The organism is Streptomyces sp. NPDC046931 (genome assembly GCF_040644655.1).
In the GTDB taxonomy this organism is placed as follows: domain Bacteria; phylum Actinomycetota; class Actinomycetes; order Streptomycetales; family Streptomycetaceae; genus Streptomyces.
The window spans coordinates 167,052-193,567 of sequence record NZ_JBEYWX010000004.1; the positions used below are offsets into that span (position 1 = coordinate 167,052).

Here is a 26,516-nt window from a genome sequence, read left to right on the forward strand (position 1 = left end):
GCTAGCCCACGTCCGCCCCACCGGACGGTGGTCTCGGTTCGCCGTCGAGCCGGTCCGCGAGGATCATCGCGACATCGTCCGCCAGGTCGCCTTCGGCATGGCGGGTCAGCGCCTGGTGCAGCTGCTCCAGGAATTCCGGTGGGGTGGTGCCGGCGTGTATCCCCTCCATGGTCTCCGGAAGAGCGAAGAATTGGCTGTCCCGGTCGCGGGCCTCGATCACGCCGTCGGTGTACAGCAACAGACGGTCACCGGGGAGGAAGGGATAGCTCTCGGCTTTGGGGGGAGGGCCGCTGATGAAATCTTCCAGCCCGAGAGGCGGCAAGGGCGAGCTCGGCATCAAGGCCGTCGTCCTGCCCTGGCGCAGCAGCAGCGGCGGCGGATGACCACGGTTGACCAGCTGCACCACGGGTTCGTCCGGCACCTGCGCGATGAGCGCCGTGACGAACCCCTCCATCAGGACCTCCTGACCGTATGCACCCGGTACGGCGACTTCCCTTCGCAGCGCGGCGGCACAGTGGTTCATGACCTCGACCAACTCGTCCTCGTAGTGCACGGCCTCCCGGAACGCACCCAACGTCGCCGCGACGGCTCGGACCGCGGTGAGCCCCTTGCCCCGGACGTCCCCCACGATCATCCGGACGCCGTACCGGGTCTGCACGGCCTCGTACAGATCACCGCCCACCTGTGCCCCCGTACCGGCCGCAAGGCACATGCTGGCCGCCAGCACCGGGCCCAGTCGCGCGGGTACGGGCCGCAGCACGACCTCCTGTGCCGCCACGGCGATCCGGCGAACCTGGTCGAGCTCTCTCTGCCGGCGCGTCTGCACGGCGCTGCTCGCGACGAAGCCGGCCACCGAGACCAGGACCAGGGCCAGGAAGTTGGTGTAGACCTGCACGGTGCCCCATGCCTGGTTGTAGGTCGCCGTGATGATGCTGATCGCCAGCGCTAGAGCCGCTGCCGCGGTGGTCCCCCTGGGGCCCAGCGTGACCCCCGCCAGCGCCGGGATCGCGGTGAGAAGGGGACCGGTGTAGATGAAGTGGGCAGGCGTGAGCTCGATGAGCAGGACGGCCAGCGCGATCAAGAAGGGCACACACTGCATCAGTGCGAACAGGACCCGGCTTCGGCTCCCTGTTCCGTGCAGAGGGGACGAGCGCAAGCGCGACCGCATGCATTCAGCCTGCCCCGCCGAAGCTCACGGCTCCACTTTCCGCTCTCACGGTATCCTCGCCGCCTGACGCCCAGGGCACTGCCGGATCACGCGGCAGGAGAGACATGAGCTGGGCTTTCGGCCGCTGGGCGCCACGACGCCGGGAGCCGGTGGGGCGGAGCCAGATGATCGTTCGCGTGAGGTCGGCGTCCTCGGCCCGGGTGACGCGGTCGGGGGCCGCCGACTTGCGGCGCTCGCCGCAGTGCGCAGCGTGAGCGTCAGCTCCTTCGGGCGGCCCTTGGACGCCCGGGCGCCGTCCGCCCTGATGAACGCCATGGCCGGGTAGATCCCGCCGTTGCGGATAACGGTCCGCGACACCCGGGTGGTCGGCTTTCGCCTCAGCAGCGACCGTGTCCGATGTTGCAGGCGCAGGCGCCTGCGCCTTGAGTCTCCCCGGGCCAGCGCCGGCGGGCGCACGCCCGCGTTCGCGGATGTGGCTGGGCGCAGGGATCTGGGTTGTTTTCGGGCATGTTTCTGATCACTCTTCGGACAACGAACGAAGACGTCAGTCACAAACGTCTCCTGAGTCGCTTACATTGCGAGACCGACGGGGAAGGGGGAGCGCGCCATGCGCAAGGGGGCCAAAGCCGCCATAGTCGGCGGGGTGTTCGTGGTGATGCTGGGGGGTGCCGGGTACGGGGCGTACAACGTTCTGTCGGCGCTCCACGGGAGTTCGGCGAGCGGTGGCGTCGGCGCTCCCGCAGCCGTGAAGAGCGGGCCGCCGTCCGCGGACGAGGTCAAGGAGGCGAGTGCCAGGTTCCTCGCCGCCTGGGCGAAGGGCGACGCCTCCACCGCGGCCTCGTACACCAACAACGCGGGGGCCGCCGGGCAGTTGCTGGCCGCGTACGGCGGCAGTGCGCACATCACCGCGGTGCACATCACTCCGGGCGCCCGCAGCGGGGATTCGGTGCCGTTCTCCGTCAAGGCGGCCGTGTCCTACGGGGGAACGTCCAAGCCGCTAACGTACGACAGCGAACTGACCGTCGTACGCGGGATGACCACCGGTCGTGCGCTGGTCGACTGGCAGCCGTCGGTCGTGTATCCCTCCCTGGAGAAGGGCGACACGCTCGTCACCGGTGAGGCCAAGGTCCCGCCGATCGAGGCGGTGGGCCGCGACGGCGTGGTGCTGACCGCGGAGAAGTACCCGTCCCTCGGCCCGATCCTGGACGCACTGCGCGAGAAGTACGGTGACAAGGCCGGCGGGAAGCCGGGCATCGAACTCTCCGTCGAGCGCGCAAACCCGAACACGCCCGGCAAGACCCTGCTGACACTCGTCAAGGGCACGCCCGGCAAGCTGCACACCACGATCCGCGCCGCCGCGCAGGCGGCGGCCGAACGGGCCGTGCGGCAGTACCCGGAGTCGTCGGTGGTCGCGGTGCAGCCGAGCACGGGCGAGGTGCTCGCGGTCGCCAACCACCGCAAGGACCAGTTCAACGCGGCCTTCGAGGGGCGCCTCGCGCCCGGATCCACGATGAAGATCGTCACCTCGGCGATGCTCATCGACAACCGTGTCACCTCGATGAACGGCCCCGCGCCCTGTACGTCCACGGCCACCTGGCAGAGCCAGACCTTCACCAACCTCAAGGGCCTCACCGCCAACGAGCACGCGAGCCTCGCCAACAGCTTCATGCGCTCGTGCAACACCGCGTTCGTGAAGCTGATCGACGAGAAGCCGCTCACGGACGCCTCCCTGACGGCCGAGGCCGAGCAGCGCTTCGGTCTCGGGCAGAACAACTGGAAGACGGGCATCGTCTCCTTCGACGGCAGCGTCCCCGCCTCCACCGGCCCCGACCGCGCCGCCAACGCCATCGGCCAGGGCCAGGTCCAGATGAGCCCGCTGAACATGGCGTCGGTCACAGCCACCGCGATCACGGGCACGTTCCGGCAGCCGTACCTCGTCTCCCCGAAGCTGGACGGCCGTCAACTCGCCACCGCCAAGGGCCTGTCGTCCGGCACGGTGGCCCAGCTGCGCGCGATGATGCGACTGACGGCGACCCAGGGCACGGCCGCGCGCGCGATGTCCGGGCTCGGCGGGGACATCGGTGCCAAGACCGGATCCGCCGAGGTCGACGGGCAGGCCAGGTCCAACAGCTGGTTCACCGGCTACCGGGGCGACATCGCGGCGGCGGCCATGACCCAGCAGGGCGGGCACGGCGGCGACGCGGCAGGCCCTATCGTCGCAGCTGTGCTACGAACCGGCGGCTGACGTCACCCCTGTCACCCCGGGACTCTAGTGTGGTTGTACTCGTTGAGGAGCGTGAGGGCACAGGGGACCCGGAGACTGCGGAGGATCGAAAGCGGTGGGCAAGAGAAGACGCGCGGCCGAGCGGACGAACAGCCGCCCGCTGGTGATCGGAGGGCTGATCGCCCTCGCCGGTGTGGGCGGGGCGGTCGGCGCCTACAGCCTGTTCGGCGGGGGCGCGGCGGCCGACGACGGCAGGGCGTCCACGGCCCACCACAAATCCGTGAAGTCGGGCCCGTTGTCGGCGTCCGAGGTCCGCACGACGGCCGCGGCGTTCCTCACCGCCTGGCAGCAGGGCGACACCACCAAGGCGGCCGCCGTCACGGACGACGCGGCGGCCACGGACCAGGCCCTGACGGGCTACCGCAAGGACGCGCACATCACCGGTGTGACCCTGACCCGCGGTACGCCCTCCGGGGCGTCGGTCCCCTTCTCCGTCAAGGCGACGGTGTCGTACCAGGGGAAGAGCAGGCCCCTGACGTACGCGACGAAACTGACGGTCGTACGCCGCACCGAGGACGGCGCGCCGCGGGTGCGATGGCAGTCGTCGGTGGTGCACCCGGACCTGGCCGAGGGTGACCGCCTGGTGACGGGTGAGGCGGGCGCTCCGCCCGTCAAGGCGCTGGACCGCGCCGGCGGCGAGCTGACGACCGCTCGCTACCCCTCGCTGGGCACGGTGCTGGACGGCCTGCGCGAGAAGTACGGCAAGAAGGCCGGGGGGAAGGCGGGCATCGAACTGCGCATCGTGCGCAAACCGGCCGCCAAGGGCAGCCAGAAGACGCCCGACAAGACCCTGGTGACGCTGAGCGAGGGCACGCCGGGCACGGTGAGGACCACGCTGAACCCGGCGCTCCAGGCGAAGGCGGAGCAGCAGGTGGCGGGCAAGTCCAAGGCGTCCGTCGTCGTCATGCGGCCCTCCACGGGCGAGATCCTGGCGGTGGCGAACTCGAGCCACGGCTTCAACGTGGCCTTCCAGGGCTCCCTCGCCCCGGGCTCCACGATGAAGATCGTGACGTCGACCCTGCTGTTCGAGAAGGGCCTGGCGAAGGCGGACAAACCGCACCCATGCCCCAAGTACGTGACGTACGGCGGCTGGAAGTTCCAGAACGACGACAAGTTCGAGATCAAGAACGGCACGTTCAAGGCGAGTTTCGCGGCGTCCTGCAACACCGCCTTCATCAGCCAGGCGAAGGAGCTGGGGAACGACGACCTCACCCGGGTCGCCCAGCAGATCTACGGCCTGAGCAGTAACAACTGGGCGATCGGCGTCCCGTCCTTCGACGGCGCGGTCCCGGTGCAGAGCTCGGCCCAGATGGCGGCGTCGCTGATCGGCCAGGGCGGGGTGCGCATGAACCCGCTGAACATGGCCTCGGTGGTGTCGACCGCGAAGACGGGCGTCTTCCACCAGCCGTACCTGGTCTCCCCCTCGGTGGACCACCGCACGACGGCGAAGGCGACCCGCACCATGTCGTCCTCCACACAGGCCCAGTTGAAGGAGGTCCTCCAGTACACGGCCGCGGCGGGAACGGCCGCCAAGGCCATGGCGGGTCTGGGCCCGGACTACGGCGCGAAGACGGGGTCGGCGGAGGTCGACGGCCAGAAAAAGCCCAACGGCTGGTTCACCGCCTGGAAGGGCGACCTGGCGGCCGCGGGCGTGGTCCAGGCCGGCGGCCACGGCGGTGACTCGGCGGGCCCGATCGTGGCCGCGTTGCTGCGGGCGGGGAGCTGACGGACGGCGACCGGGCGCCACGTAACCAGGTCGCTTACGCTGTACACACACCGCTAGCGTGCCTTGCATGACGTCTTCGGAATCAGGAGCCCACCCCCGTTTCGCCGACGCCCTCGAGGAGCTGGGGCTCGGCGAACTCCATGCCCGGATCCGCCGTTTCCCGGACGCGACCCGGACCGCCGCCGAGGCCGCCGCGGCGATCGGGTGCGAGCTGAGCCAGATCTGCAAGTCGCTGGTCTTCGCCGCGGACGGGGTCCCGGTGCTGGTGCTCATGGACGGTGCCTCCCGGGTCGACGTCGAGCGCGTCCGGGAGGAACTCGGTGTGGAGACGGTCACCCGGGCGGGCGCTGGCCTCGTGCGGGAGACCACCGGGTACGCGATCGGCGGTGTGCCGCCGTTCGGGCACCGGACTAGGACACATGTGCTCGCCGACCGTTCGCTGCTGGACCACGACACCGTGTGGGCCGCCGCCGGCACCCCGCACACCGTGTTCCCGATGGACCCGAAGACATTGATCGCCCACGCGGGCGGCACGCTGGTGGACGTTCGCGAGCGGTCCGCGTGACGCCGGCCGTCACCGTGGCGGTCCTGCTCGCCGCCGTCACGCACGCATCCTGGAACGCGATCGCACACCGCATCACCGACAAGCTCATCGGGTTCACCCTGATCGCGGGCGGCGGCGCGCTCATCGGGCTCGCGATGATCCCGTTCACGGCGTTCCCCGCGGCGCCGGCCTGGCCGTACCTCTTCGCCTCCGCGGCCGTCCACATCGTGTACTACGCCCTGCTGATGAGGTCGTTCCGGCTGGGCGATTTCGGGCAGGCCTACCCGATCGCGCGCGGGACCGCTCCGCTGGTGGTGACCGTGCTCGCGGCGGTGTTCGCGCACGAGGTGCCGGACGGCTGGGCGGCGGCCGGTGTCGCCGTGTCGTGCGCCGGGCTGACCGGGGTGGCGCTGTGGGGGCTGCGCGGGCACCGGCCCCCCTGGGCGGCCATCGGCGCCGCGCTCGCCACGGGACTGACGATCGCCGGTTACACCGTCGTGGACGGGCTCGGGGTCAGGGCGTCGGGCTCCTCCTTCGGGTACATCGCGTGGCTCATGGCCGTCCAGGGAGTCGTGATCCCCCTGTACGCCGCTTACCGTTGGCGGGGCGAACTCCCCAATCGGCTAAGGCCGTTCGCATCCCTGGGATTCCTGGGCTCGGCGCTGTCGGTGGCGGCGTACGCCCTGGTCCTGTGGGCCCAGACGCGGGCCGAACTGGCCCCGATCGCGGCTCTGCGGGAGTCCTCGATCATCGTCGGCGCCGCGATCGGCGCTGTGTTCTTCAAGGAGCGATTCGGGCTCCCGCGGATCGCGGCGGCGGGGCTGCTGGTGCTCGGGATCGGGCTGATGCTGCACGCGGGCTAGCGGGCCCTACAAGTGGCGGCGGCGCACACAGCGGCCGACGATGCAGCCAGAGGGAGGCACCCGACCGGCCGCCAGGCGCGGCTCCGGGGGCTTGTCCGCGCCGCCTTCGGGAAGGTTCGCCCCTGAGTGAGGAGTCCGAGCATGGTCCTGAGCGAGCATGATCCTCGGCGAGCTTGCCGAAGCGCACTGTCCACCGTATGGATCAGGAAGTCGACGTCATGACCGACCAGCTCACCGTGAGCGTCCTGGGCACCGGAATCATGGGGGCCGCGATGGCCCGCAACATCGCCCGCGCCGGACACACCGTCCGTGCCTGGAACCGGACCCGCGCCAAGGCCGAACCCCTGGCCGCGGACGGCGCGCACGTCGTCGACTCGCCCGCCGAGGCCGTGCGGGACGCCGACGTCGTCCTGACCATGCTCTACGACGGCCCCGCGGTCCTGGAGGTCATGCGCGAGGCCGCACCCGCCCTGCGCCCCGGCACCGTCTGGGCCCAGTCGACGACCGCGGGGCTCGACTCCGTCACCGTGCTGGCCGGCTTCGCCCGCGAACACGGTCTGGTCTTCTACGACGCCCCGGTGCTCGGTACCCGCGAGCCCGCGGAGGCCGGCCAGCTGACCGTGCTGGCCGCGGGCCCCGCCGAGAGCCGGGACACGGTCACGCCCGTCTTCGACGCGGTCGGCGCCCGGACGATGTGGATCGGCGAGGAGGGCGCCGAGGCGGGCGCCACCCGCCTCAAGCTGGTCACCAACAGCTGGGTCCTCGCGGTGACCGCGGCGGGCGGCGAGGTACTGGCCCTGGCCCGGGGCCTGGGCGTGGACCCGGACCGCTTCTTCGACCTCATCGGGGGCGGCCCGCTCGACATGGGCTATCTGCGCGCGAAGGCCGACGTCATCCTCGGCGGCAAGCTGACCCCGCCCAGTTTCGCGGTGGCGACCGCGGAGAAGGACGCCCGTCTGATCGTGCGGGCCGGGCAGACGAGCGGTGTCCGCCTCGACGTGGCCGCCGCGACCGCCGAGCGCCTCCGTCGCGCGGCCGCCCAGGGCCACGCGGACGAGGACATGGCCGCCGCCTACTTCGCCAGCTTCGACGACAGTCCCCGTTCCTGAGGCCGAGGAGGTCCCATGTCCGAACCGCCCCTTCCCGCCGAGGCCGTGGCGCTGCTGCGCCGTCCCAATCCCGGTGTCATCGCCACCCTGCGCGCGGACGGCGCGCCCGTCTCCACCCCCACCTGGTATTTGTGGGAGGACGGCCGGGTGCTGGTCAACATGGACGAGGGCCGGGTCCGCCTGAATCACCTGCGCCGGGACCCGCGCGTGAGCCTCACCGTCCTCGACGATGGCAGCTGGTACACCCATGTCACGCTCCTCGGCCGGGTCACGGAGATGTACGACGACGAGGGCCTCGCGGACATCGACCGCCTCTCCCGGCACTACCTCGGCAAGCCCTACCCGGAACGTGCGCGGGCCCGGGTCAGTGCCTGGATCGAGGTCGACCGGTGGCACGGCTGGGGAGAGTTGAAGGACAGCGACCAGGCGTCCCCGTGATCCGTGCGCCGCGTGCCCGTGCGGAGCCGGACCCGCTCAGGCCGTGCGTCCAAGGGCGAGGAGGAGCACCCTGGAATCAGCGGTTCCGGAGGTGATCGTCATGATGCACACCGCAGTCGGATGGCATGTCGAGCTGGAATTCGAGGAGGACGACGAGCGCACGCGGGCGGCGGCACTGGTACGGCTTCCCGACGGGAACGAAGTACGGTCCCACGGGTACGCCAGCCGTCACCACACCGACTCGAATCAGCCCCGGGTCGGGGAGGAGATCGCGGGTGCGCGGGCGCTGAACGAGCTGGCGATGCAGCTGCTCACGAAGGCGCACGATGAGATCGACGAGGCGTCGGGCAGGTCGTCGCGCCCACTGACGCACTGAACTCCTGAGGGCGACGCCCGCACGCGACCGCGCGACCGGGCCTCGGCCTGCTCCATCCTGCCCCGCGGACGGCCTCGGGGGCGGGCAGTTTTGCGTCTCAGTCGTGTCTCCGCGCCGCGTACGCCTCCCGTCGCGCCGTCTACGCCAGTGAGGTGCGCACCGCGCGTACCAGTGCCTGCGCCCTCGGGTCCGCCGTCACGCTTTTGCGGAAGCCGTTCGTGACATAGCCGAAGGCGATGCCCGACTCCGGGTCCGCGAAGCCGAGCGCGCCGCCGCGGCCCGGGTGGCCGAAGGAGCCGGGGCCGAGCAGCGGGGACGCACTGCCGTGCAGCATGTAGCCGAGGCCGAAGCGGGTGGTGACGACCAGCACACGGTCCGGGCCGGCCGAGGCCTCCGCGCGGGCCCGTTCCAGCGTCTCGGGGGCGAACAGCCGTACGCCGTCGATCCCGCCGCTCAGCGCCGCGTAGAAGCGTGCGAGACCGTCCGCCGTCGCGATGCCGTTAGACGCGGGCAGGACCGCCGCGCGGTAGGCGGGGTCGTTCTCGTCGGGCCCCGGGGTGATGGCGGCGAAGGCGCGGCGGGTGAGGCTCGCGGGGTCGGCGTACGCCTCGGCGACCGCGCGCTTGGGGCGGGCGCGCAGCGCACCGTCCTGCGCCGGAGGCTCGACGGGCCCGACCCGTCCCACCCGGTGTGCCTGCGTTTCGGGCAACCCCACCCACAGGTCGAGGCCCAGCGGTCCGGCGATCTCGTCGGCGATCCACGCGCCGATCGAGCGGCCGGTGGTCCGCCGCACCAGCTCGCCCGTCAGCCAGCTGTACGTCTGCGCGTGGTAGCCATGGTCCGTGCCGGGCTCCCAGGCGGGTGCCTGCGCGGCCAGCACGGCGGCGGCGAGATCCGGGTCGTCGGCCTCGGCGAGCGTGAGCGTACGGTCGAGCACCGGCACACCGGCGCGGTGCGCCAGCACATGCCGCACCAGTGTGTGCTCCTTGCCCTGCGCCTTGAACTCCGGCCAGTAGTGGCCGACCGGCGCGTCCAGGTCCAGCTCACCGCGCTCGGCCAGCATCAGCAGGACGGCCGCGGCGACCCCCTTGGTGGCGGAGCGCACGATCTGTGCGGTGCCCTGCTCCCACGGCCGGGTACCGTCGACGTCCCGGCTGCCGCCCCACAGGTCCACGACCTTGCGTCCGTCCCGGTACACGGCGACGGCCGCCCCGCGCTCCCCCAGCGCCTCGAAGTTCCGTACGAACGCTTCCCTGACCGGCTCGAAGCCCTCGGCCACCACACCGTTCACGTCCACGTCCACGTTCCCTTCACTCACCTGCGACAGTGAGTGAAACACGGGCGCCCGGCCTTCGATTCCTCACTCGTCGAGCCGAAGGGCCCCGGCCATTGCCACTTTGCCCAGCAGCGTCGAGCCGAGGGGCCCCCGGCCTTTGCCCAGCAGTGGCGAGCCCTCGCCGACGGTCCTCGTTGGTCACCCGCTCACGGTCACGGACGGCCCGCCCCCGTCGGCACGGATCGGGGATCGAAGCCGAAGGGCAGCTCCAGACGGTGGGCCCGCATGAGTACGTCGTCGGCGAGCAGCTCGGCCGTCGTCCCGTCCGCCGCGATCACGCCCTCGCTCAGGATCAGGGAGCGCGGGCACAGCTCCAGCGCGTACGGCAGGTCGTGCGTGACCATGAGGACCGTGACGTCCAGCGAGCGCAGGATGTCGGCGAGTTCGCGCCGCGAGGCGGGGTCGAGGTTCGACGAAGGCTCGTCCAGGACGAGGATCTCCGGCTCCATGGCGAGGACGGTCGCCACCGCCACCCGGCGACGCTGGCCGAAGGACAGGTGGTGCGGCGGGCGGTCCTTGAAGTCCGCCATGCCGACCTGTGCGAGGGCACGGTCGACGCGGGCCTCGAGCTCCGCGCCCTTCAGTCCGGCGGTGGCGGGCCCGAAGGCCACGTCCTCGCGGACCGTGGGCATGAAGAGCTGGTCGTCCGGATCCTGGAAGACGATGCCGACCTTGCGGCGGATCTCGGCCATGTGCCGCTTGCCGACGGGCAGCCCGGCGACCGTCACCGTGCCGGTGCCGCCGCTCAGGATGCCGTTGAGGTGCAGCACGAGCGTGGTCTTCCCGGCGCCGTTCGGCCCGAGCAGCGCGACCCGCTCGCCGCGCCCGATCGAGAAGTCGACGCCGTAGAGGGCCTGGTGCCCGTCGGGGTAGGCGAAGGCCAGTCGGGCCACTTCCAGCGAAGGTGTCACAGGGTCCATCCCAGCAGGCAGACGACGAGGGCGGCGAAGGGCAGGGCCAGGGCGGAGGACCACTGGGCACGGGACGCGGTCACCTGGTCGATGACCGGCAGGGAACCGGCATAGCCGCGGCTGACCATCGCGAGGTGCACGCGCTCGCCGCGCTCGTACGAGCGGATGAACAGCGCCCCCGCGGACTTGGCGAGCACCCCCCAGTGCCGTACGCCCCTGGCCTCGAAGCCGCGCGACTCCCGCGCGATCCGCATCCGCCGCATCTCGTCGGTGATGACATCGCCGTAGCGGATCATGAAGGAGGCGATCTGCACGAGGAGTGGGGGGAGCTTGAGCCGCTGGAGTCCGAGGAGCAGTTCGCGCAGTTCGGTGGTGGCGGCCAGGAGCACGGAGGCGGCCACGCCGAGGGTGCCCTTGGCGAGGACGTTCCAGGCCCCCCACAGTCCGTTGACGCTCAGCGACAGGCCGAGGACGTCGACGCGGTCGCCCTCGGCCACGAACGGCATGAGCACGGCGAAGGCGACGAAAGGTACCTCGATCAGCAGCCGCCGCAGGAGGAAGGCGGCCGGGACGCGGGCCGCGTACGCGACGAGGCCGAGCAGGCCGGCGTACAGCGCGAACGCCCATATGGCCTCGCGGGGCGTCGACACCACGACCACCACGAACGCGAAGGCGGCTGCGAGCTTGGTGTGCGGCGGCAGGGTGTGCACGGGCGAGTGCCCGTGCCGGTAGAGCCTGTGCGCGTGGCCGGCCCCCACGTCAGCCCGCCTCGACGGGCTCGCCGCCACGGCGTCGGCGCAGGGCCCAGAAGACCGCGCTGCCTGCGACGACGGTGGCACCGACACCGATCACGCCCGCCAGTCCGCCGGAGAGGCGGGCGTCGCGGATGTCCTTGACGGAGTAGTCGGCGAGCGGGGAGTCGGCGCTCGGGTGCCGCTCGGTCTTCTTGTCGATGCCCTGGTCGGCGGCGACCTTTTCCAGGCCGTCGGGGCTGGAGGAGGCATAGAAGCTGACGACACCGGCGAGGACGAGGGACGTGACGAGGCCGGTGATCCACAGCCCGCGGCGGGAGCGGGCGGCGACGGGTTCGGAGGTGGCTGCCGGCGCGTCGACCAGTTCGCCGCCGAGGCGCAGCTTGAGGCGCTGCGTGAGGCCCCGGGCCCCGTGGACGAGATCGGGCCGTACGGCGATGACGGCGCCGACCGTGAGGGCGGTGATGGTGGCCTCGCCGATGCCGATGAGGACATGAACGCCGATCATCGCGGTGGCGACCTTGCCGATCGCGACGTCGGTGGTGCCGCCGATCGCGTAGATCAGCGTGAAGACGACGGCGGCGGCCGGGACGGAGACGAGGGCAGCGAGGAAGGAGGCGACGGTGACCGAGCGACGCGTGCGGGGCAGGGCCTTGACCAGCCCGCGGAAGACGGCGTAGGCGACCACGGTCGTCACGATGGCCATGTCGGTGATGTTGACGCCCAGGGCGGTCAGGCCGCCGTCGGCGAAGAGGATGCCCTGCATCAGCAGCACGACGGAGACGCACAGGATGCCGGTGAACGGCCCGGCCAGGATGGCGGCGAGCGCCCCGCCGAGCAGATGACCGCTGGTGCCGGCGGCGACCGGGAAGTTCAGCATCTGCACGGCGAAGATGAAGGCGGCCACCAGGCCGGCCAGGGGTGCGGTCCGTTCGTCGAGTTCACGCCGGGCGCCCTTGAGGCTGACCGCCAGGGCGCCCGCGGCGAGGACGCCGGTCGCGGCGGAGGTGGGAGCGTCGATGAATCCGTCGGGCACATGCACGCAGGGAGGATACCCGCTTATTGCGAATGGCTTGCAAGAGCTGGGAGAGAGTGAGAGCAGATTCCAGGCGACAGGCGCCGCTTTCCTCCCGCTATGCGACATTGGAAGGGGCACAGAAAGCGGATTCACAGGTCCTGCTCGGGTGAGCGGCGTGAGGAGTGGTCCGATGTCCGTGGTGGAACAGTACGCACGAGCCCATCTCGTCACCGACTCCCCGGAAGCCCCGGACGCGGTCCCCGTGATCCTTCGCTACGACCCGGACCGGGACCCCCGCTCCGTCCGCATCGGCCTCCCCGGCCCCCACGAGTGGGCCTTCTCCCGGGAGCTCCTGGAAAAGGGCCTGCGCGCCCCGGCGGGCCGCGGCGACGTCCGCATCTGGCCGTGCGGCCGGGTCCAGGCGGTGATGGAGCTGCACTCGGCGCGGGGGGTGGAGGTGGTCCAGTTCGAGTCGAAGGAACTGGTGCACTTCCTGCAGCGCACCTATCTCGCGGGAGCGACCGCACTCCACTGACCCCGCCCTCTACGCCCATGCAGCACGCACGCCGAGTACAGGCTGCCGCCCGTCCTCCTCGTGGTCCGCCAGGACCGGGGGTACCGCCGAGTGGGCGTCCCGGCCTGTGAGCATCGGCCCGCCGGAGTGGTCCGCCCTGACCCTGCGTCCTCTGGTCCTGGGACCGGACCAGGTCCCCATCGTCGATGACCCCGCCGAGGCCGCCCGGGACATCCCGCTGGCGGTCTTATCCGCCATGCTGCACAGCCGCGATCACCGCGTCGACCATGCTTAAGGCCCTCGTAGCAGCCCTGAAGAGCCCGCCGGCTCGGCCGCCGAAGTCTTCGCCGACGACGGCCCGGCCGAGTAGGACCACCGAACGCCGCCCACGGCACGGCAGCAGGGCGCCCCACCCGGTGGTGGGGCGCCCTGTTCGTGTTCGGGCAGCGGCGATCAGGCCCGTACCAACTCGCGGTCCGAGCCGCGGTCGGCGTCGGCCGCGGTGCGCAGGCTCTCACCCTCGACGTCCACATTGGGCAGGACCCGGCCCAGCCATTTCGGCAGCCACCACGCCCTGCGGCCGAGGAGCGCCAGGATCGCCGGCACGAGCGCCATGCGGACCACGAACGCGTCGAAGAAGACCGCGACCGCGAGACCGAAGCCGATCATCTTGATCATCGACTCGCTGGAGCCGATGAAGCCGGAGAAGACGGCGATCATGATGACCGCGGCCGCGGTGACGACCCGGGCACCGTGCTTGAAGCCGGTCACGATCGCCTGGCCCGGGGTCTCCCCGTGGACGTACGCCTCACGCATCCGGGTCACCAGGAAGACCTCGTAGTCCATCGCCAGGCCGAAGACCACGCCGATCATGAAGATCGGCATCATCGACATGATCGGGCCGGTCTCCTCGACACCCATCAGTCCGGACAGCCAGCCCCACTGGAAGACCGCGACCACCGCGCCGAGCGCCGCCGTCACCGAGAGCAGGAAGCCGAGCGCCGCCTTCAGCGGGACCAGGATCGAGCGGAAGACCACGATCAGGAGGAGGAAGGCGAGGCCGACCACCAGCGCCAGATAGGGGACCAGCGCGTCGTTCAGCTTCTGCGAGACGTCGATGTTCATCGCAGTCGTGCCCGTGACCAGCAGCTTCGCATCGGTGTCCGCCTTGATGCCGACGCCCGCGTCACGGATGCCGTGCACCAGGTCCTCGGTGGTGCCGGAGGACGGCTTGGAACCGGGGATCACGGTGATCATGGCGGTGTCACCGGACTTGTTGTACGTCGCCGGCGTCACCGTCACGACGTCCTTCATGCCCTTGATGTCGCTGGTCACCGTGGTGACCGCCGCCTTCGGATCGTCGCTGGCCTTAGCGTCGACGACCACCATCAGCGGCCCGTTGAACCCGGGACCGAAGCCCTCGGAGAGCAGGTCGTACGCCCGGCGCTGCGTGGTGGACGTCGGCTGCGAACCGTCGTCCGGCAGGCCCAGCTGAAGCCGGGCCGCCGGAACGGCCGCGGCGCCGAGCCCCACGACACCCAGCAGCAGGACGGCCAGCGGACGGCGGACGACGAAGCTCGCCCAGCGCGTGCCCATGTTCGGCCGGTCCTTGCCGGCGGTGGCCCGCCCACCGCCCAGCAGCCTGCTCTTCTCGCCAGCGGGCTTGACCCTGCGGCCCGCGTAGCCCAGCAGAGCCGGGATCATCGTCAGCGCGATCAGGACCGCGATGGCGACCGTGCCCGCCGCGGCGACGCCCATCTTCGTCAGCATCGGGATGTTGACCACGGCCAGGCCCACCAGCGCGATCACGACCGTCAGGCCCGCGAAGACCACCGCCGAGCCCGCCGTTCCGACCGCCCGGCCGACCGCCTCCTCACGCTCACGGCCCTCGGCCAGCTCCGTCCGGTAGCGGGAGACGATGAACAGCGCGTAGTCGATGCCCACCGCGAGACCGATCATCGTCGCCAGCGTGGAGGTGGTCGAGCCCAGGTCCAGGGCGTTCGCCAGCGTCGTGATCGTGGAGACGCCGATGCCGACGCCGATCAGGGCGGTGAGCAGGGGCAGTCCGGCGGCCATCAGCGAACCGAAGGTGATGACGAGAACGACCGCGGCGACCGCGATGCCGATGATCTCGGTCGAACCGGTCTCAGGCACGGCCGACAGCGCGTCACCGCCGACCTCGACGGTCAGCCCGCTGCCCCGGGCGCTCTGCGCGGCCTCCTTCAGGGCGTCCTTGGAGGCGTCCTTCAGCTCCATGCCGGAGACCTTGTACTTCACCTGGGCGTAGGCGACCGAGCCGTCCTTGCTGACGGCGTGGGCGGCGAACGGGTCGGCGACGGAGACGACTTCGGAGCCGGCGCGCAGTTCCCTGACGGTCTTCTCGACGACCGCCTTGTTGTCCTTCGCCGTCACCTTCTCCCCGCCCGGCGCCTTGAAGACGACACGTGCGGTCGCCCCGTCGGCGCTCATCCCGGGGAAGCGCTGTTCCAGCAGGTCGAAGGCCCTCTGGGCCTCGGTGCCGGGGACGGAGAAGGAAGAGGAGCCCGCTACAGGGGCGCTGGCGGCGCCGACGCCCGCGAGCGTCAGCAGCGCCACCCATATCAGGGCGACGAAGTGCCGTCGCCGGAAGGCGAGTCGGCCGAGTCTGTAGAGAAACGTGGCCACGAGGGCGTACTCCCGGTCATGTCGTGAGGTGTTCAGGGCAGGATTGATCAGCCCGACGACGTGAGCGGTGACGTCAGGTGGGGGCTAGCTGCGGGGACTGGTCAGGTGGTGGGCGCGCCGAGGGCGGGGAGGACCACGGCGTCGAGGTACGAGATGAGGAAGGCCTGGGTCGGCGGCTGGTCGTCCAACAGCGTGCGGGTGGCGAAGCCGCCGACCAGCATGTGCACCAGGAAGTCCAGCGCCGGACAGTCCGGACGGATCTCGCCCCGCTCGACGGCGCGTTGCAGCACACGCTGGAACTCCGCCATCTCGGGTTCGATGAGCTGCTCCCGGAACGCCCGGCGCAGGTCGTCGTTGTGGTGCATCGCCATGGCGACACCCCGCATCAGAGCGGAGTTCTGCTCCATGACGCAGTCGTCCTCGCGTGCCACGAGGGCGTGCAGGTCGCCCCGGAGCGAGCCGGTGTCGACATCGCCGACGGGGCCCGGCTTACCGTGCCGGATGGCCTTCACGACCAGCTCGGCCTTGCCGCCCCACTGGCGGTAGAGGGTGGCCTTGCTGGACCGGGTGCGGGCGGCCACGGCGTCCATCGTCAGGGCGTCGTACCCGACCTCCCTGAGCAGGTCGAGCACGGCCTCGTACAGCTCGGCCTCGCGCTCCGGGGTGATCCGACTGCGCCGCGCCGTTGCGGTCTCAGTCATGCGGCTCACCTTCCTGCTTCGCGTCCGGGGCGGCGACGCTCCGAACGACACCCTTTCGTACTACGGAAGATACTCCTCCCGGCGAGCGAAACGAAACCGTTTCGTACGTGCCCTGAATCACGGACTCGCCGCTCAACCGATGCAGCGTGCGCGCGAGCACCTGAACGGCCCACGAGTTGCCGCGACCCGTCGGCAGGAAAAGCATGGGTAGGTGAGCGACACGAGCGACGTGTACGAGAACGGCCCCGGCTATCTCCACTACCCGCATCTGCACGGCGACCGACTCTGCTTCGCCGCCGAGGACGACCTGTGGGTGGCCCCGCTGGAGGGACCCGGCCGCGCCTGGCGGCTCACCGTCGACCGCACGAAGATCGGTCACCCCCGCTTCTCGCCGGACGGCCGCCACATCGCGTACACGAGCTGGCGCAGCCTCGTTCCCGAGATCCATCTGACGCCGGTGGACGGCGGTCCCAGCCGGCGGCTCACGTTCTGGGGCAGCGGCGACACCCGGGTCTGCGGCTGGACACCCCCCGACGAGGACGGAACCACCCACATTCTCGCCGTCGCCTCGCACGGCGAGCCCTTCACCCACTTCACCTGGGCCTACAAGGTCCCCACCGACGGCGCCCCCGGCGGCAAGCTCCCCTGGGGTCCCGTCTCGGACATCGCCGTGGCCGACATCGGCGACGAGCACATGACCCTGCTGCTCACCGGCACCCCTCCGCACGAACCGGCCTCCTGGAAGCGCTACCGCGGCGGCGCGACGGGCCGGCTCTGGCTGCACGGACAACGGCTGCTCGCCGACCTCGACGGCCACCTCAGCTCGCCGATGTTCGTGGCCGGGCGGATCGCCTTCCTCTCCGACCACGAAGGCGTCGGCAACCTGTACTCGTGCGCCTACGACGGCTCCGACCTGCGCCGCCACAGCGACCACGACGCCTTCTACGCCCGGCACGCCTCCAGCGACGGCTCACGGGTGGTGTACCAGTGCGCGGGTGACCTGTGGATCGTCGACGACCTGTCCGCCGACTCGGTCCCGCGCCGCCTCGACATACGCCTGGGCGGGCCACGTGCGGGGCGCCGCAGGTACCAGGTGCCGGCCGCGCACCACCTGGACGGCATCTCTGTGGACGAGACCGGCCGGGCCAGCGCGGTCGTCGTCCGCGGCAGCCTGTACTGGCTCACCCACCGCGACGGCCCCGCGCGAACGATCACGGACACACCCGGCGTCCGGGTGCGGCTGCCGGAGATGCTGGGCCTCGGCGGGCAGGTCGCCTACGTCACCGACGCGGAGGGCGAGGACGCGATCGAGATCGCGTATCTGCCGAGGGCCTCCGGCGACCCTGCCCCGCGCAGGCTGGCCTCCGGGCAGCTGGGCCGGGTCCTGGAGATGGTGTCGGACCCACAGGGCGAGCGTCTCGCGGTCGCCTCGCACGACGGGCGGCTGCTGCTGATCGACGCGGAGGGTCCGGAAGAGGCCGGTGCCGCGGAGGAGTCGGCCGGTGTGGCGGGAGAGGCGGCGGGTGCGGCGGGAGAGGCGGCCCGTGCGGCGGAGGAGACGACAGGGGCCGCCGAGGCCGCTGCGGCTGACGGCGAAACCGCTGTGGCAGAGGGGGAAGCCCCCGCGCGGAAGACCACCGCTGCGGCGCAGAAGACCACGATGCAGGAGTCCGCGGGCACGACCGGCGACGCGGGCACGACCGGCGACGCGGCGGGTACGACCGGCGACGCGGCGGGTACGACCGGCGGCCTGGCGAAGTCGACAGACGGCTCCGCGAGGACGACCAGTGGCTCGACGGAGACAACAGACGACTCCCCGGAGACAACAGACGACTCCCCGGAGACGACCAGCGACTCCCCGGAGACGACCAGCGGCTCGCCGGAGGCGACGGCGAACTCCGCGGGGACCGGGACCACGAGCGAGGGAGTCATCGAGCTGATCCGGTCGGTCAACGGCCCGGTGCGGGATCTCGCGTTCTCCCCGGACGGGGCCTGGCTGACGTGGTCGCACCCGGGGATCGGCCGGTCGCTGCGGCAGATCAAGATGGCACGGATAAAGGACCGGCTCACCGTCGATGTCACCAACGGCCGCTTCGAGGACGAGAATCCGGTGTTCACCCGGGACGGCCGCTATCTGGCGTTCCTGTCCTGGCGCGGGTTCGACCCGGTGTACGACGTGCACACCGGGGACCTGTCCTTCCCGCTCGGCTGCCGCCCCTACCTGGTTCCGCTGTCGTCGGCGACCCCTTCCCCCTTCGCGCTGAACCCGGAGGGACGCCCCGCGGCCGGCGGCCTGGACCCGCTGGAGGAAGAGGAGGGCGACGGGGTGGTGACCGTCGAGGTCGAGGGCCTGGCCAGCCGGGTGACGCCGTTCCCGGTCGCGGCGTCGAAGTACTCGTCGCTGCACCCGGTGGCGGGCGGCGGGCTGGTCTGGCTGCGCTGGCCGATCTCCGGGGCACTCGGCGAGACGTTCGTGAACCCGGACGACACCTCCGGCCGTCCCACCCTCGAGCACTTCACGATCAGCAAGGCCAAGAAGTCCGAACTGGTGGGCCATCTTGACTGGTATGCGGTGAGCGGGGACGGAACGCGGCTGGTGGTCGTCGACGAGGGCGATCTGCGGGCGGTTCCCTCGACGGAGGTCGGCGACAGCGACACCTCGGTCTGGATCGACACGCGGCGCATCATGCACGAGGTGGACCCGGCGGCGGAGTGGCGGCAGGCGTACGCGGAGGCGGGCCGCCTCATACGGGCGTACTTCTGGGAGCCGCACATGTGCGGGCTCGACTGGGACGGGATTCTGGAGCAGTACCGCCCGCTGGTCGAACGGGTCGCGTCGCCGGACGAGTTCGCCGACCTGCTGCGGGAGGTACTGGGCGAACTGGGCACCTCGCACGCGTATGTGGCAGCGGCACGGCGCAACGAGGGGCCGGCCCACTACCAGCGCCACCAGGGCCTGCTCGGCGCCAATTTCGTGTGCCGTGACGGCAGCTGGGTGGTGAAGCGGATCCTGCCGGGCGAGTCCTCGGACTCCAAGGCGCGCTCGCCGCTGGCGGGTACGGGGATCCGGGAGGGAGCCGTCCTGACCCATGTGGACGGACGGCCGGTGGATCCGGTGAGGGGACCGTATCCGCTGCTGGCGGGCGCGGGCGGTACGACGGTCGAGCTGACGTTCCGGCCGGCCGAGGGCGGCGGGGGGCCGCCGCGCAGGGTCGCGGTGGTTCCGCTGGTCGACGAGCGGCCGTTGCGCTACCAGGACTGGGTGGCCAAACGCCGGTCGGTCGTACGCGAGCTGAGCGGAGGCCGCTGCGGATATCTGCACATCCCGGACTTGGGGGGCTCGGGCTGGGCGCAGTTCAACCGGGACGTGCGGAAGGAGGTCTCGCTGCCGGCGCTCATCGTGGACGTACGGGGCAACGCGGGCGGCCACATCAGCGAACTGGTCATCGAGAAGCTGACGCGCAAGATCCTGGGCTGGGACCTGACACGCAACGCCCAGCCGGTGTCGTACCCCTCGAACGCGCCGCGCGGGCCGATCGTCGCGCTCGCCGACGAGGCCACGGCCTCCGACGGCGACATGATCACGGCGGCGTTCAAGGTGCTGAAGCTCTGCCCGGTGGTGGGCCAGCGCACCTGGGGCGGTGTGGTCGGCATGACGGGCCGCCACCGACTGGGTGACGGCACGGTGATCACGGTCCCGATGAACGCGGCCTGGTTCGAGGCGTACGGCTGGTCGATCGAGAACCACGGAGTCGACCCGGACCTGGAGATTCTGCGCACCCCGCTGGACTGGGCGGAGGGCCGTCAGAAGCAGTTGGACGACGCGGTCCGGCTCGCCCTGGATCTGCTGCACACCCAACCGCCGGCCACACCACCGGACTACAGCGACGTCCCGGACAGAGCCCGCCCGAAACTGCCGCCGCGGACGACGGGTTAGCGCGCGTGGGGCGTCCCCCTCCGGAGGGGGACGCCCCACGCGGGTCAAGACCGGACGGCGAACTACATGTCGTAGTCCTGGTTGAAGCGGTCCTCCGCGTCGTCCTGCAGCCGTCGCGTGTCGTCTTCGCGCTGCCGGCCGCGCTGCTGGGCCTGCTGGCCGCGCTCCTGACCCTGCCGGCCACGCTCCTGAGCCTGCTGGCCGCGCTCCTGACCCTGCTGGCCGCGCTCCTGACCCTGCCGGCCACGCTCTTGCGCCTGCTGCTTCGCCTGCTGCGTCTTCTGCTTGGCCTGCTGCTTCACCTGTTCGGCCTTGTCCTGGAACTGGTCCTTCATGCCCATGTGGGTTCACTCCCGTAGTGGGTGAGGGGATCGGGCTCGACCAGACTTACACGCACCGACAAAGCACGCATTTCGATCAGTTACGCAGCGTATGGCGATGCTGCTCATCGGCCTCCCCGCCGGCGCCCACCAGCCCCGTCCGCACCGCCTTGAGCCGCGGCTCGAAGCGCCGCATCTCCCGCTGTCCCACCGTGGCGATGATCCCGGGCAGATAGCCGCGCACGGCCTGCATCCCGCGCAGCCACGCCTGCCCGTAGACATGGCTCGACCGCCGCTCGATCCCGGTCACGATCCGGTCCACCGCCGGTCCCAGCGGATACGTCTTGCTGGACGGCCACGGCAGTCGCTGCCGCAACTCCCGCATGACGTCGTCCCGGTCGGCCCCCCGCACCATGTCCGTGTCGGTCCAGGACAGGTATCCGACGCCGACGCGTACGCCGTGGTGCGCGACCTCGGCGCGCAGGCTGTGTGCGTACGCCTCCACGCCCGACTTGGACGCGCAGTAGGCCGTCATCATCGGCGCGGGCGTGATCGCCGCGAGCGAGGCGATCTGGAGCAGATAGCCGCGGCTCTCGATCAGCGCCGGCAGGAAGGAGCGGGCCGTGACGGCCGAGCCGATGAGATTGACCTCGATCACCCGCCGCCATGCCTCGGGATCGGATGCGGCGAACGGCCCTCCGTTGGCCACACCCGCGTTGGCGACCACGATGTCCACCTTTCCGAACCGCTCCCGCACCTCCCCCGCGACGCGCGTCATCGCCTCCTGGTCGGTGACATCGGCGTACCAGTGGCCGCTGTCCCCGTACAGCCCCTCGGAGACCCGCTTGAGCGCGTCCGCCTCGAGACCGACGAGCGCGACCCTCACCCCGCGGACCGACAGCTTGCGGGCCAGCAGTTCGCCGACGCCCCGCGCGGCACCGGTGACGACCGCCACCCGGCCCTCCAGGCTCACCCTGCTCATGCGCCCTCCCTGACCTGTGCGTCTTTCGCGTATGCCACGACGAGTTTTCGGATCTTCCCGGTCACCAGCTCCGGCGCCTCCACCGGGGTCATATGGCCGAGCCCCGGCAGTTCCGTGCTGCCCACGCAGTGGGGCAGCGAAGCGACCAGCGCCCGTGTGTGCACCGGCGGGGTGAGCCGGTCGGCGGTGCCGACCAGGACCTCCGTCGGAACGCTCAACTCCGCTACGCCGCTCTCCAGATCCAGCGCCTCCAGCATGCGCGACCAGGTGTGACGCACTTCCCGCGGGCAGCCGTGCACGACCCGCGCGCACGCCTCCACCATGGCGGGCGCCGAACGGGCGCCCATGGTGGCGTACTTGAGGATGCGCAGGGACAGCGGTGTGACCGGCCCGAGCGGGGCGCGGGAGCCTAGCACGCGCGCCGTGAGCCAGGTGCGCACGCGCCCGGCGCGCATCGGCAGTACACGAGCCTCGGCAACCAGGCGCGCACTCCCCGTACTGCACAACAGAACAGCCGCCGTGTGCGCCCGGAAGCGGGCGCGCGCGGCCGCGGCCAGCACCGTCATCCCGCCCATGGAGTGCCCCACGACCACGGCCTTCTCGCCCGGCGCGAGCGTGGCGGAGAGCACCGCTTCCAGGTCGTCGGCGAGTGCTTCGGGGGTGCACGTGGGGCTCGCGGGACTGCGCCCGTGTCCCCGCTGGTCGTAGGCGATCACCCGGTGATCGGCGGCGAGGTCCCGGATCTGCGCCGCCCAGAAGGCGGTCGAGCAGGTCCAGCCATGGGCGAGGACCACCGGGGGCGCGCCCTCGGGTCCGTGGACCTCGACGTGCAGCCGGGCGCCGTCGACCGAGCGGACGGTCAGCTCCCGGGCGGGGGCGGGCGGCGCGTACGCCCCGCTCGTGACATACGCCGGCCGGCTCATGCGGGCGCCTCCGTCCTCGCCCCGGCGGGGCGCTCGTCCTGCCGGGGCGTCCGGGAGGCCCGGACCGCCTCGTACTCTCCCAGATCGACCCGGCGGGTCGCGCTGCGGAACTCCGTTGTCGTACCCGGCCAGATGGTGGTGTTGCGGCCGCTCGCGTCGAGGTACCAGCTGGTGCAGCCGCCGGTGTTCCACACCGTGCGCTTCATACGCTCCTGCACCTTGTGGTTCCAGGCGTCGACGGCGGCCGGCCGGGCGTCGAGCGCGACCCGGCCGCCGAGCACGTCCAACTGCCGCAGGAAGTCGGCCATGTAGTTCAACTGGGACTCGATCATCAGGATCATCGAGGAGTTCCCGAGACCGGTGTTGGGCCCGATGATCGACATCCAGTTGGGGAACCCGGCGGCGGTCGCGCCACGCAGCGCCTTCATGCCGCCGCTCCAGGACCGGGCGAGCGTCCGCCCCTCGGCGCCGACCACCCGATCGGCGATCGGCATGTCCGTGACGTGGAAGCCGGTGCCGAAGACGATCACATCGGCCTCGGTCTCGGTGCCGTCCGCGGCGATCAGGGTCGGGCCGCGGACCTCGCTCAGCCCGGATGCGACGACCTCCACATTGGGCCGGGTGAGCGCCGGATAGTACGAGTTGGAGAGCAGGATCCGCTTGCAGCCGATGCGGTAGTCCGGGGTCAGCTTGGCCCGGAGCGCCGGGTCCTTGACCGCCCGTGCGATGTTCCGCCGGGCCATCCGCTCGATCAGGCCCAGCTCGTCGGGGTGCTTGGTGAACGCCTGGACCTGAAGTTCCCGGATGCCCCACAGGAGGCCGCGGCGCAGCTGCGTGGTGAACGGCAGGGCGCGGTGCAGCCGGCGCTCCAGGCCGCTGATGTCGCGGTCGACGCGGGGCATCACCCACGGCGGTGTGCGCTGGAAGACGGTGAGCCTGCCGACGACCGGCTGTATCTCGGGAACGATCTGGATCGCGGAGGCCCCCGTACCGATCATGGCGACGCGCTTGCCGCGCAGATCGTGGTCGTGGTCCCAGCGGGCGGAGTGGAAGATCTTCCCCGGGAAACCGTCCAGGCCCGGAACGGCCGGGATCTTCGGGTCGGACAGCGGTCCGGTGGCGGAGACGACGACATCTGCGGTGAGCGGCCCGCTGCTGGTCTCGATCGCCCAGTGCAGCTTCTCGCCGTCCCAGGTCATGAGCTTCACTTCGGAGTCGAAGCGGAGGTGGGGCCGCAGCCCGAAGACGTCCGCCACATGCTCCAGATAGGCGCGGATGTGCTCCTGCCCGGAGAAGGTGCGGGGCCAGTCGGGGTTGGGCGCGAACGAGAACGAGTACAGATGCGACGGGACGTCACATGCGCAGCCGGGGTAGCTGTTGTCGCGCCAGGTCCCGCCGACGCCGCTCGCCCGCTCCAGGACGACGAAGTCGGTGACGCCCTCCCGGCGCAGCCGCACGGCGGCCCCCAGCCCGCCGAATCCGGACCCGATCACCGCCACCCGTACATGAGGCACATGTTCGTGCTCGGCCATCCCGAAGCCTCCCGGTCCCTGGGCCGGCTCACCTGGCGCCTGGTCAGGGGAGCCGCTACGACTATGCCAGTAGACACTGGCATAGTGGGGAGAGTAGGGCAGCGGCGTACCGATGGGTAGAGGGCGGTACGAGGAAAGTTACCGACGGTACGACGTAGGGTGCGGGCGTGGCAGAGGACGGGGAGCGGCGCGAGTACCGCATGGAGGAGCTGGCCAAAGAGGCCGGCATCACGGTGCGCACCCTGCGCTTCTATCGCGAGCGCAAGCTGATCCAGCCGCCGCGCCGCGTGGGCCGTATCGCCTGGTACGACGACACCCATCTGGCCCGACTGCGCACGATCTCGGCGCTTCTGGAGCGCGGCCACACCCTCAGCGGCATCGCCGAGCTCGCCGAGGCGTTCGACCACGGGCGCGACGTCGGCGATCTGCTGGGGCTCGGCGCGCCCACCGAGGAGACCCCGGTCCGCCTCACCCCGGAGGCCCTGGCCGACGAGTTCGGCGCCGAGGCGACCCCGGAGAACCTCGCCGCGGCCCTCGAGCTCGGCTACCTCGGCACGGACGGCGGCAAGATCGTCCACATCAGCCGTCGGCTCCTCGACGTCTCGGCGGCGCTGGTCCGCGAGGGCATCCCGCTCGCGGACGTCCTGGCCGCCGCCCGCCGCGTGCGCGACCACACGGAGGCCCTGGCGGATGTCTTCGCGGACCTGATGAGCGCACACCAACGCTCCCCCGAGGACGCCGAGCGCCTGCGGCCGCTGGCCAAGAGCGTGGTGGACGCGGAACTCTCACTGGCCCTGGACCGCCGCCTGCGTGGGGCGTAGGACCGCCCGGCCGTCAGGCCCTCGCCCGGGTCACTCGAAGGCCACCGTCACGGGAGCGTGATCGGACCACCGCTCGCCATGGGAGGCCGCCCGCTCCACCACGGCCTTGACGGCCCGGCCGGCGAGTCCGGGGGTCGCCACGGCCAGGTCGATCCGCCACCCCGAGTCGTTGTCGAAGGCGCGCCCCCGGTAGGACCACCAGGTGTACGGCCCCTCCGCGTCGGGGTGCAGCGCCCGCACCACGTCGACGTAACCGCCGTCCTCGGGATCGAAGACCCGGCTCAGCCACTCCCGCTCCTGGGGCAGGAAGCCGGAGTTCTTCTGGTTGCCGCGCCAGTTCTTGAGGTCGGCCTCGCGGTGCGCGATGTTCCAGTCGCCGCACACGAGGACCTCGCGTCCGTCGGCGGCCGCCCGCCCCCGCAGCTCCTTCAGATAGCCGAGGAACTCGGCCATGAACCTGACCTTCTCGTCCTGGCGTTCGGTGCCGACCTCGCCGGAGGGCAGATAGAGGCTGGCGACGGTGACACCGGGCAGGTCCGCCTCGATGTACCGTCCGCTGCCGTCGAACTCTGCCGACCCGAACCCCACGCGGACGCGGTCCGGCTCGCGGCGCGTGTAGAGCGACACCCCGGCGCGCCCCTTGGCGGCGGCGGGCGCGTGCACGGCATGCCATCCGTCGGGCGTCCGCACGTCCACGGGAATCTGCCCGGGTTCGGCCCGGACCTCCTGAAGGCACAGCACATCGGCCGAGGTCCCGGCCAGCCACTCCACGAACCCCTTCTTCGCGGCGGCCCGGATCCCGTTCACATTCACGGAGGTCACAGTCAGCACGCCGGAACCCTACCGGCACACTGGGAGGGACCCGTCCGCGATAATGAATAGTTGTACGATCATCAGCATGAATATACGCCGCGTCTCCTTCGACCACCCCGACGCCGTCAAGCTCAGCGACCAGGTCCAGGCCGAGTACCACCTGCGTTACGGCGACGGCGGCGACGCCACCGCTCTGGACCCGGCGATGTTCCAGCCTCCGGCCGGCCTGTATCTGATCGCATACGACGAGTGGGAACGCCCCGTCGCCACGGGCGGCTGGCGGGGCCAGGAGAAGAACGACGAGGGTTATCTCGACGGGGACGCCGAGGTCAAACGCATGTTCGTCATAGCGGAGATGCGGGGCCGCGGTCTGGCGCGCCGCATCCTGGCCGCCCTGGAGGAGGACGCCCGTGCAGCGGGCCGCACCCGCATGGTCCTGGAGACGGGCAGCAAGCAGCCGGAGGCCGTGGCCCTCTACACCTCCAGCGGCTACGAGCCGTGCGCCAAGTTCGGCTACTACCGCTTCCACGACCTGAGCCTCTGCTTCGCAAAGCCGCTGTAGGCCGCCCGGGGGCCCGCCAGCCCTGCCCTGCGGGCTCGCCGCACACAGCCGACGCCTGCGGCTCCCGCACCGGACGAGGCCTGCGGGCTCCCGCACCGACCGGCGCCTGCGGACTCCCTCACACCGCCACACCGCCACACCGCGCGCCGCGCCCCGAACTGTGCGGCGCCCGGGCCGTGTTCGGCACAACGAAAAATCCCGCCCGATCTTCCGATCGGACGG

The 26,516-nt window shown here is 71.2% G+C and carries 24 protein-coding genes; 12 read left to right on the top strand and 12 right to left on the bottom strand.

Annotated elements, in window-relative coordinates; translation table 11 throughout:
- Window position 1: 1 nt before the first annotated feature.
- Window positions 2-1,099, bottom strand: coding sequence for a PP2C family protein-serine/threonine phosphatase (locus ABZ876_RS10490; protein WP_361777425.1), 1,098 nt, complete (start codon window positions 1,097-1,099; stop codon window positions 2-4).
- Between the two features lie 676 nt (window positions 1,100-1,775).
- Here ABZ876_RS10490 and ABZ876_RS10495 point away from each other — a divergent pair.
- The 7 genes from ABZ876_RS10495 to ABZ876_RS10525 all read left to right on the top strand — a co-directional run bounded on the left by ABZ876_RS10495 (window position 1,776) and on the right by ABZ876_RS10525 (window position 8,508).
- Complete coding sequence (locus tag ABZ876_RS10495) at window positions 1,776-3,413, top strand: penicillin-binding transpeptidase domain-containing protein (RefSeq protein WP_361777428.1); 1,638 nt, start codon at window positions 1,776-1,778, stop codon at window positions 3,411-3,413.
- 94 nt (window positions 3,414-3,507) lie between these two features.
- On the top strand, window positions 3,508-5,178 hold the full coding sequence (locus tag ABZ876_RS10500; RefSeq protein ID WP_361777431.1) for a penicillin-binding transpeptidase domain-containing protein: 1,671 nt from the start codon (window positions 3,508-3,510) through the stop codon (window positions 5,176-5,178).
- A 67-nt stretch (window positions 5,179-5,245) separates the two neighbouring features.
- Window positions 5,246-5,743, top strand: a complete 498-nt coding sequence (locus tag ABZ876_RS10505) for a YbaK/EbsC family protein (protein WP_361777434.1) — start codon at window positions 5,246-5,248, stop codon at window positions 5,741-5,743.
- Complete coding sequence (locus ABZ876_RS10510; protein WP_361777437.1) at window positions 5,740-6,585, top strand: DMT family transporter; 846 nt, start codon at window positions 5,740-5,742, stop codon at window positions 6,583-6,585. The genes ABZ876_RS10505 and ABZ876_RS10510 overlap by 4 nt, the downstream gene beginning before the upstream one ends.
- Before the next feature lie 218 nt (window positions 6,586-6,803).
- Window positions 6,804-7,694, top strand: coding sequence for an NAD(P)-dependent oxidoreductase (locus tag ABZ876_RS10515; protein WP_361778112.1), 891 nt, complete (start codon window positions 6,804-6,806; stop codon window positions 7,692-7,694).
- Between the two features lie 15 nt (window positions 7,695-7,709).
- Window positions 7,710-8,132, top strand: a complete 423-nt coding sequence (locus tag ABZ876_RS10520) for a PPOX class F420-dependent oxidoreductase (protein WP_361777440.1) — start codon at window positions 7,710-7,712, stop codon at window positions 8,130-8,132.
- Window positions 8,133-8,232: 100 nt separating this feature from the next.
- Window positions 8,233-8,508 (top strand): DUF1876 domain-containing protein, encoded by a 276-nt coding sequence (locus ABZ876_RS10525; RefSeq protein WP_361777443.1) that lies wholly within the window; start codon window positions 8,233-8,235, stop codon window positions 8,506-8,508.
- Between the two features lie 139 nt (window positions 8,509-8,647).
- Here ABZ876_RS10525 and ABZ876_RS10530 read toward each other — a convergent pair whose 3' ends face one another.
- From ABZ876_RS10530 to ABZ876_RS10545, 4 genes are all read right to left on the bottom strand, one after another.
- Complete coding sequence (locus ABZ876_RS10530) at window positions 8,648-9,805, bottom strand: serine hydrolase domain-containing protein (protein ID WP_361778115.1); 1,158 nt, start codon at window positions 9,803-9,805, stop codon at window positions 8,648-8,650.
- A gap of 191 nt (window positions 9,806-9,996) precedes the next feature.
- Window positions 9,997-10,764, bottom strand: coding sequence for an ABC transporter ATP-binding protein (locus tag ABZ876_RS10535; protein WP_361777446.1), 768 nt, complete (start codon window positions 10,762-10,764; stop codon window positions 9,997-9,999).
- Window positions 10,752-11,513 (bottom strand): cobalt ECF transporter T component CbiQ, encoded by a 762-nt coding sequence (cbiQ, locus tag ABZ876_RS10540; RefSeq protein ID WP_361777449.1) that lies wholly within the window; start codon window positions 11,511-11,513, stop codon window positions 10,752-10,754. Before cbiQ ends, ABZ876_RS10535 begins: the two co-directional genes overlap by 13 nt.
- A 1-nt stretch (window position 11,514) precedes the next feature.
- Entirely contained in the window at window positions 11,515-12,549 is a 1,035-nt protein-coding gene (locus tag ABZ876_RS10545; RefSeq protein ID WP_361777452.1) for an energy-coupling factor ABC transporter permease, read from the bottom strand.
- A 166-nt stretch (window positions 12,550-12,715) separates the two neighbouring features.
- Between ABZ876_RS10545 and ABZ876_RS10550 the strand changes: the two genes are divergently transcribed.
- Window positions 12,716-13,060 carry an SsgA family sporulation/cell division regulator gene (locus tag ABZ876_RS10550; protein WP_361777455.1) on the top strand — a complete coding sequence of 115 codons (345 nt, stop codon included), beginning with the start codon at window positions 12,716-12,718 and terminating at the stop codon, window positions 13,058-13,060.
- A gap of 106 nt (window positions 13,061-13,166) precedes the next feature.
- A complete protein-coding gene (locus tag ABZ876_RS10555) occupies window positions 13,167-13,334 on the top strand; it encodes a hypothetical protein (RefSeq protein WP_361777458.1) in 168 nt (55 codons plus the stop codon).
- Between the two features lie 158 nt (window positions 13,335-13,492).
- Here the strand turns inward: ABZ876_RS10555 and ABZ876_RS10560 are convergent, their stop codons facing one another.
- Window positions 13,493-15,703 (bottom strand): MMPL family transporter, encoded by a 2,211-nt coding sequence (locus tag ABZ876_RS10560; RefSeq protein WP_361777461.1) that lies wholly within the window; start codon window positions 15,701-15,703, stop codon window positions 13,493-13,495.
- 101 nt (window positions 15,704-15,804) lie between these two features.
- A complete protein-coding gene (locus ABZ876_RS10565) occupies window positions 15,805-16,404 on the bottom strand; it encodes a TetR/AcrR family transcriptional regulator (RefSeq protein WP_361777464.1) in 600 nt (199 codons plus the stop codon).
- Between the two features lie 211 nt (window positions 16,405-16,615).
- Between ABZ876_RS10565 and ABZ876_RS10570 the strand changes: the two genes are divergently transcribed.
- Complete coding sequence (locus tag ABZ876_RS10570; RefSeq protein WP_361777467.1) at window positions 16,616-20,341, top strand: S41 family peptidase; 3,726 nt, start codon at window positions 16,616-16,618, stop codon at window positions 20,339-20,341.
- A 62-nt stretch (window positions 20,342-20,403) separates the two neighbouring features.
- Here the strand turns inward: ABZ876_RS10570 and ABZ876_RS10575 are convergent, their stop codons facing one another.
- The 4 genes from ABZ876_RS10575 to ABZ876_RS10590 all read right to left on the bottom strand — a co-directional run bounded on the left by ABZ876_RS10575 (window position 20,404) and on the right by ABZ876_RS10590 (window position 24,098).
- On the bottom strand, window positions 20,404-20,682 hold the full coding sequence (locus tag ABZ876_RS10575; protein WP_361777470.1) for a hypothetical protein: 279 nt from the start codon (window positions 20,680-20,682) through the stop codon (window positions 20,404-20,406).
- Window positions 20,683-20,758: 76 nt separating this feature from the next.
- Window positions 20,759-21,643, bottom strand: coding sequence for an SDR family oxidoreductase (locus tag ABZ876_RS10580; RefSeq protein WP_361777473.1), 885 nt, complete (start codon window positions 21,641-21,643; stop codon window positions 20,759-20,761).
- Window positions 21,640-22,566: an alpha/beta hydrolase gene (locus tag ABZ876_RS10585; protein WP_361777476.1), complete on the bottom strand. Its 927-nt coding sequence runs from the start codon at window positions 22,564-22,566 to the stop codon at window positions 21,640-21,642. The genes ABZ876_RS10580 and ABZ876_RS10585 overlap by 4 nt, the downstream gene beginning before the upstream one ends.
- Window positions 22,563-24,098, bottom strand: coding sequence for an NAD(P)/FAD-dependent oxidoreductase (locus ABZ876_RS10590; RefSeq protein WP_361777479.1), 1,536 nt, complete (start codon window positions 24,096-24,098; stop codon window positions 22,563-22,565). The genes ABZ876_RS10585 and ABZ876_RS10590 overlap by 4 nt, the downstream gene beginning before the upstream one ends.
- Window positions 24,099-24,265: 167 nt before the next feature.
- On the opposite strand from ABZ876_RS10590, the gene ABZ876_RS10595 reads away from it, so the two are divergent.
- Window positions 24,266-24,919, top strand: a complete 654-nt coding sequence (locus tag ABZ876_RS10595) for a MerR family transcriptional regulator (RefSeq protein WP_361777481.1) — start codon at window positions 24,266-24,268, stop codon at window positions 24,917-24,919.
- A gap of 30 nt (window positions 24,920-24,949) precedes the next feature.
- On the opposite strand, the gene ABZ876_RS10600 is transcribed toward ABZ876_RS10595, so the two are convergent.
- The gene (locus ABZ876_RS10600) at window positions 24,950-25,750 is read right to left on the bottom strand and encodes an exodeoxyribonuclease III (protein WP_361777484.1); all 801 of its coding nucleotides are present in this window, start codon (window positions 25,748-25,750) and stop codon (window positions 24,950-24,952) included.
- Between the two features lie 67 nt (window positions 25,751-25,817).
- Between ABZ876_RS10600 and ABZ876_RS10605 the strand changes: the two genes are divergently transcribed.
- The gene (locus tag ABZ876_RS10605) at window positions 25,818-26,294 is read left to right on the top strand and encodes a GNAT family N-acetyltransferase (RefSeq protein WP_361777487.1); all 477 of its coding nucleotides are present in this window, start codon (window positions 25,818-25,820) and stop codon (window positions 26,292-26,294) included.
- Window positions 26,295-26,516: the final 222 nt, after the last annotated feature.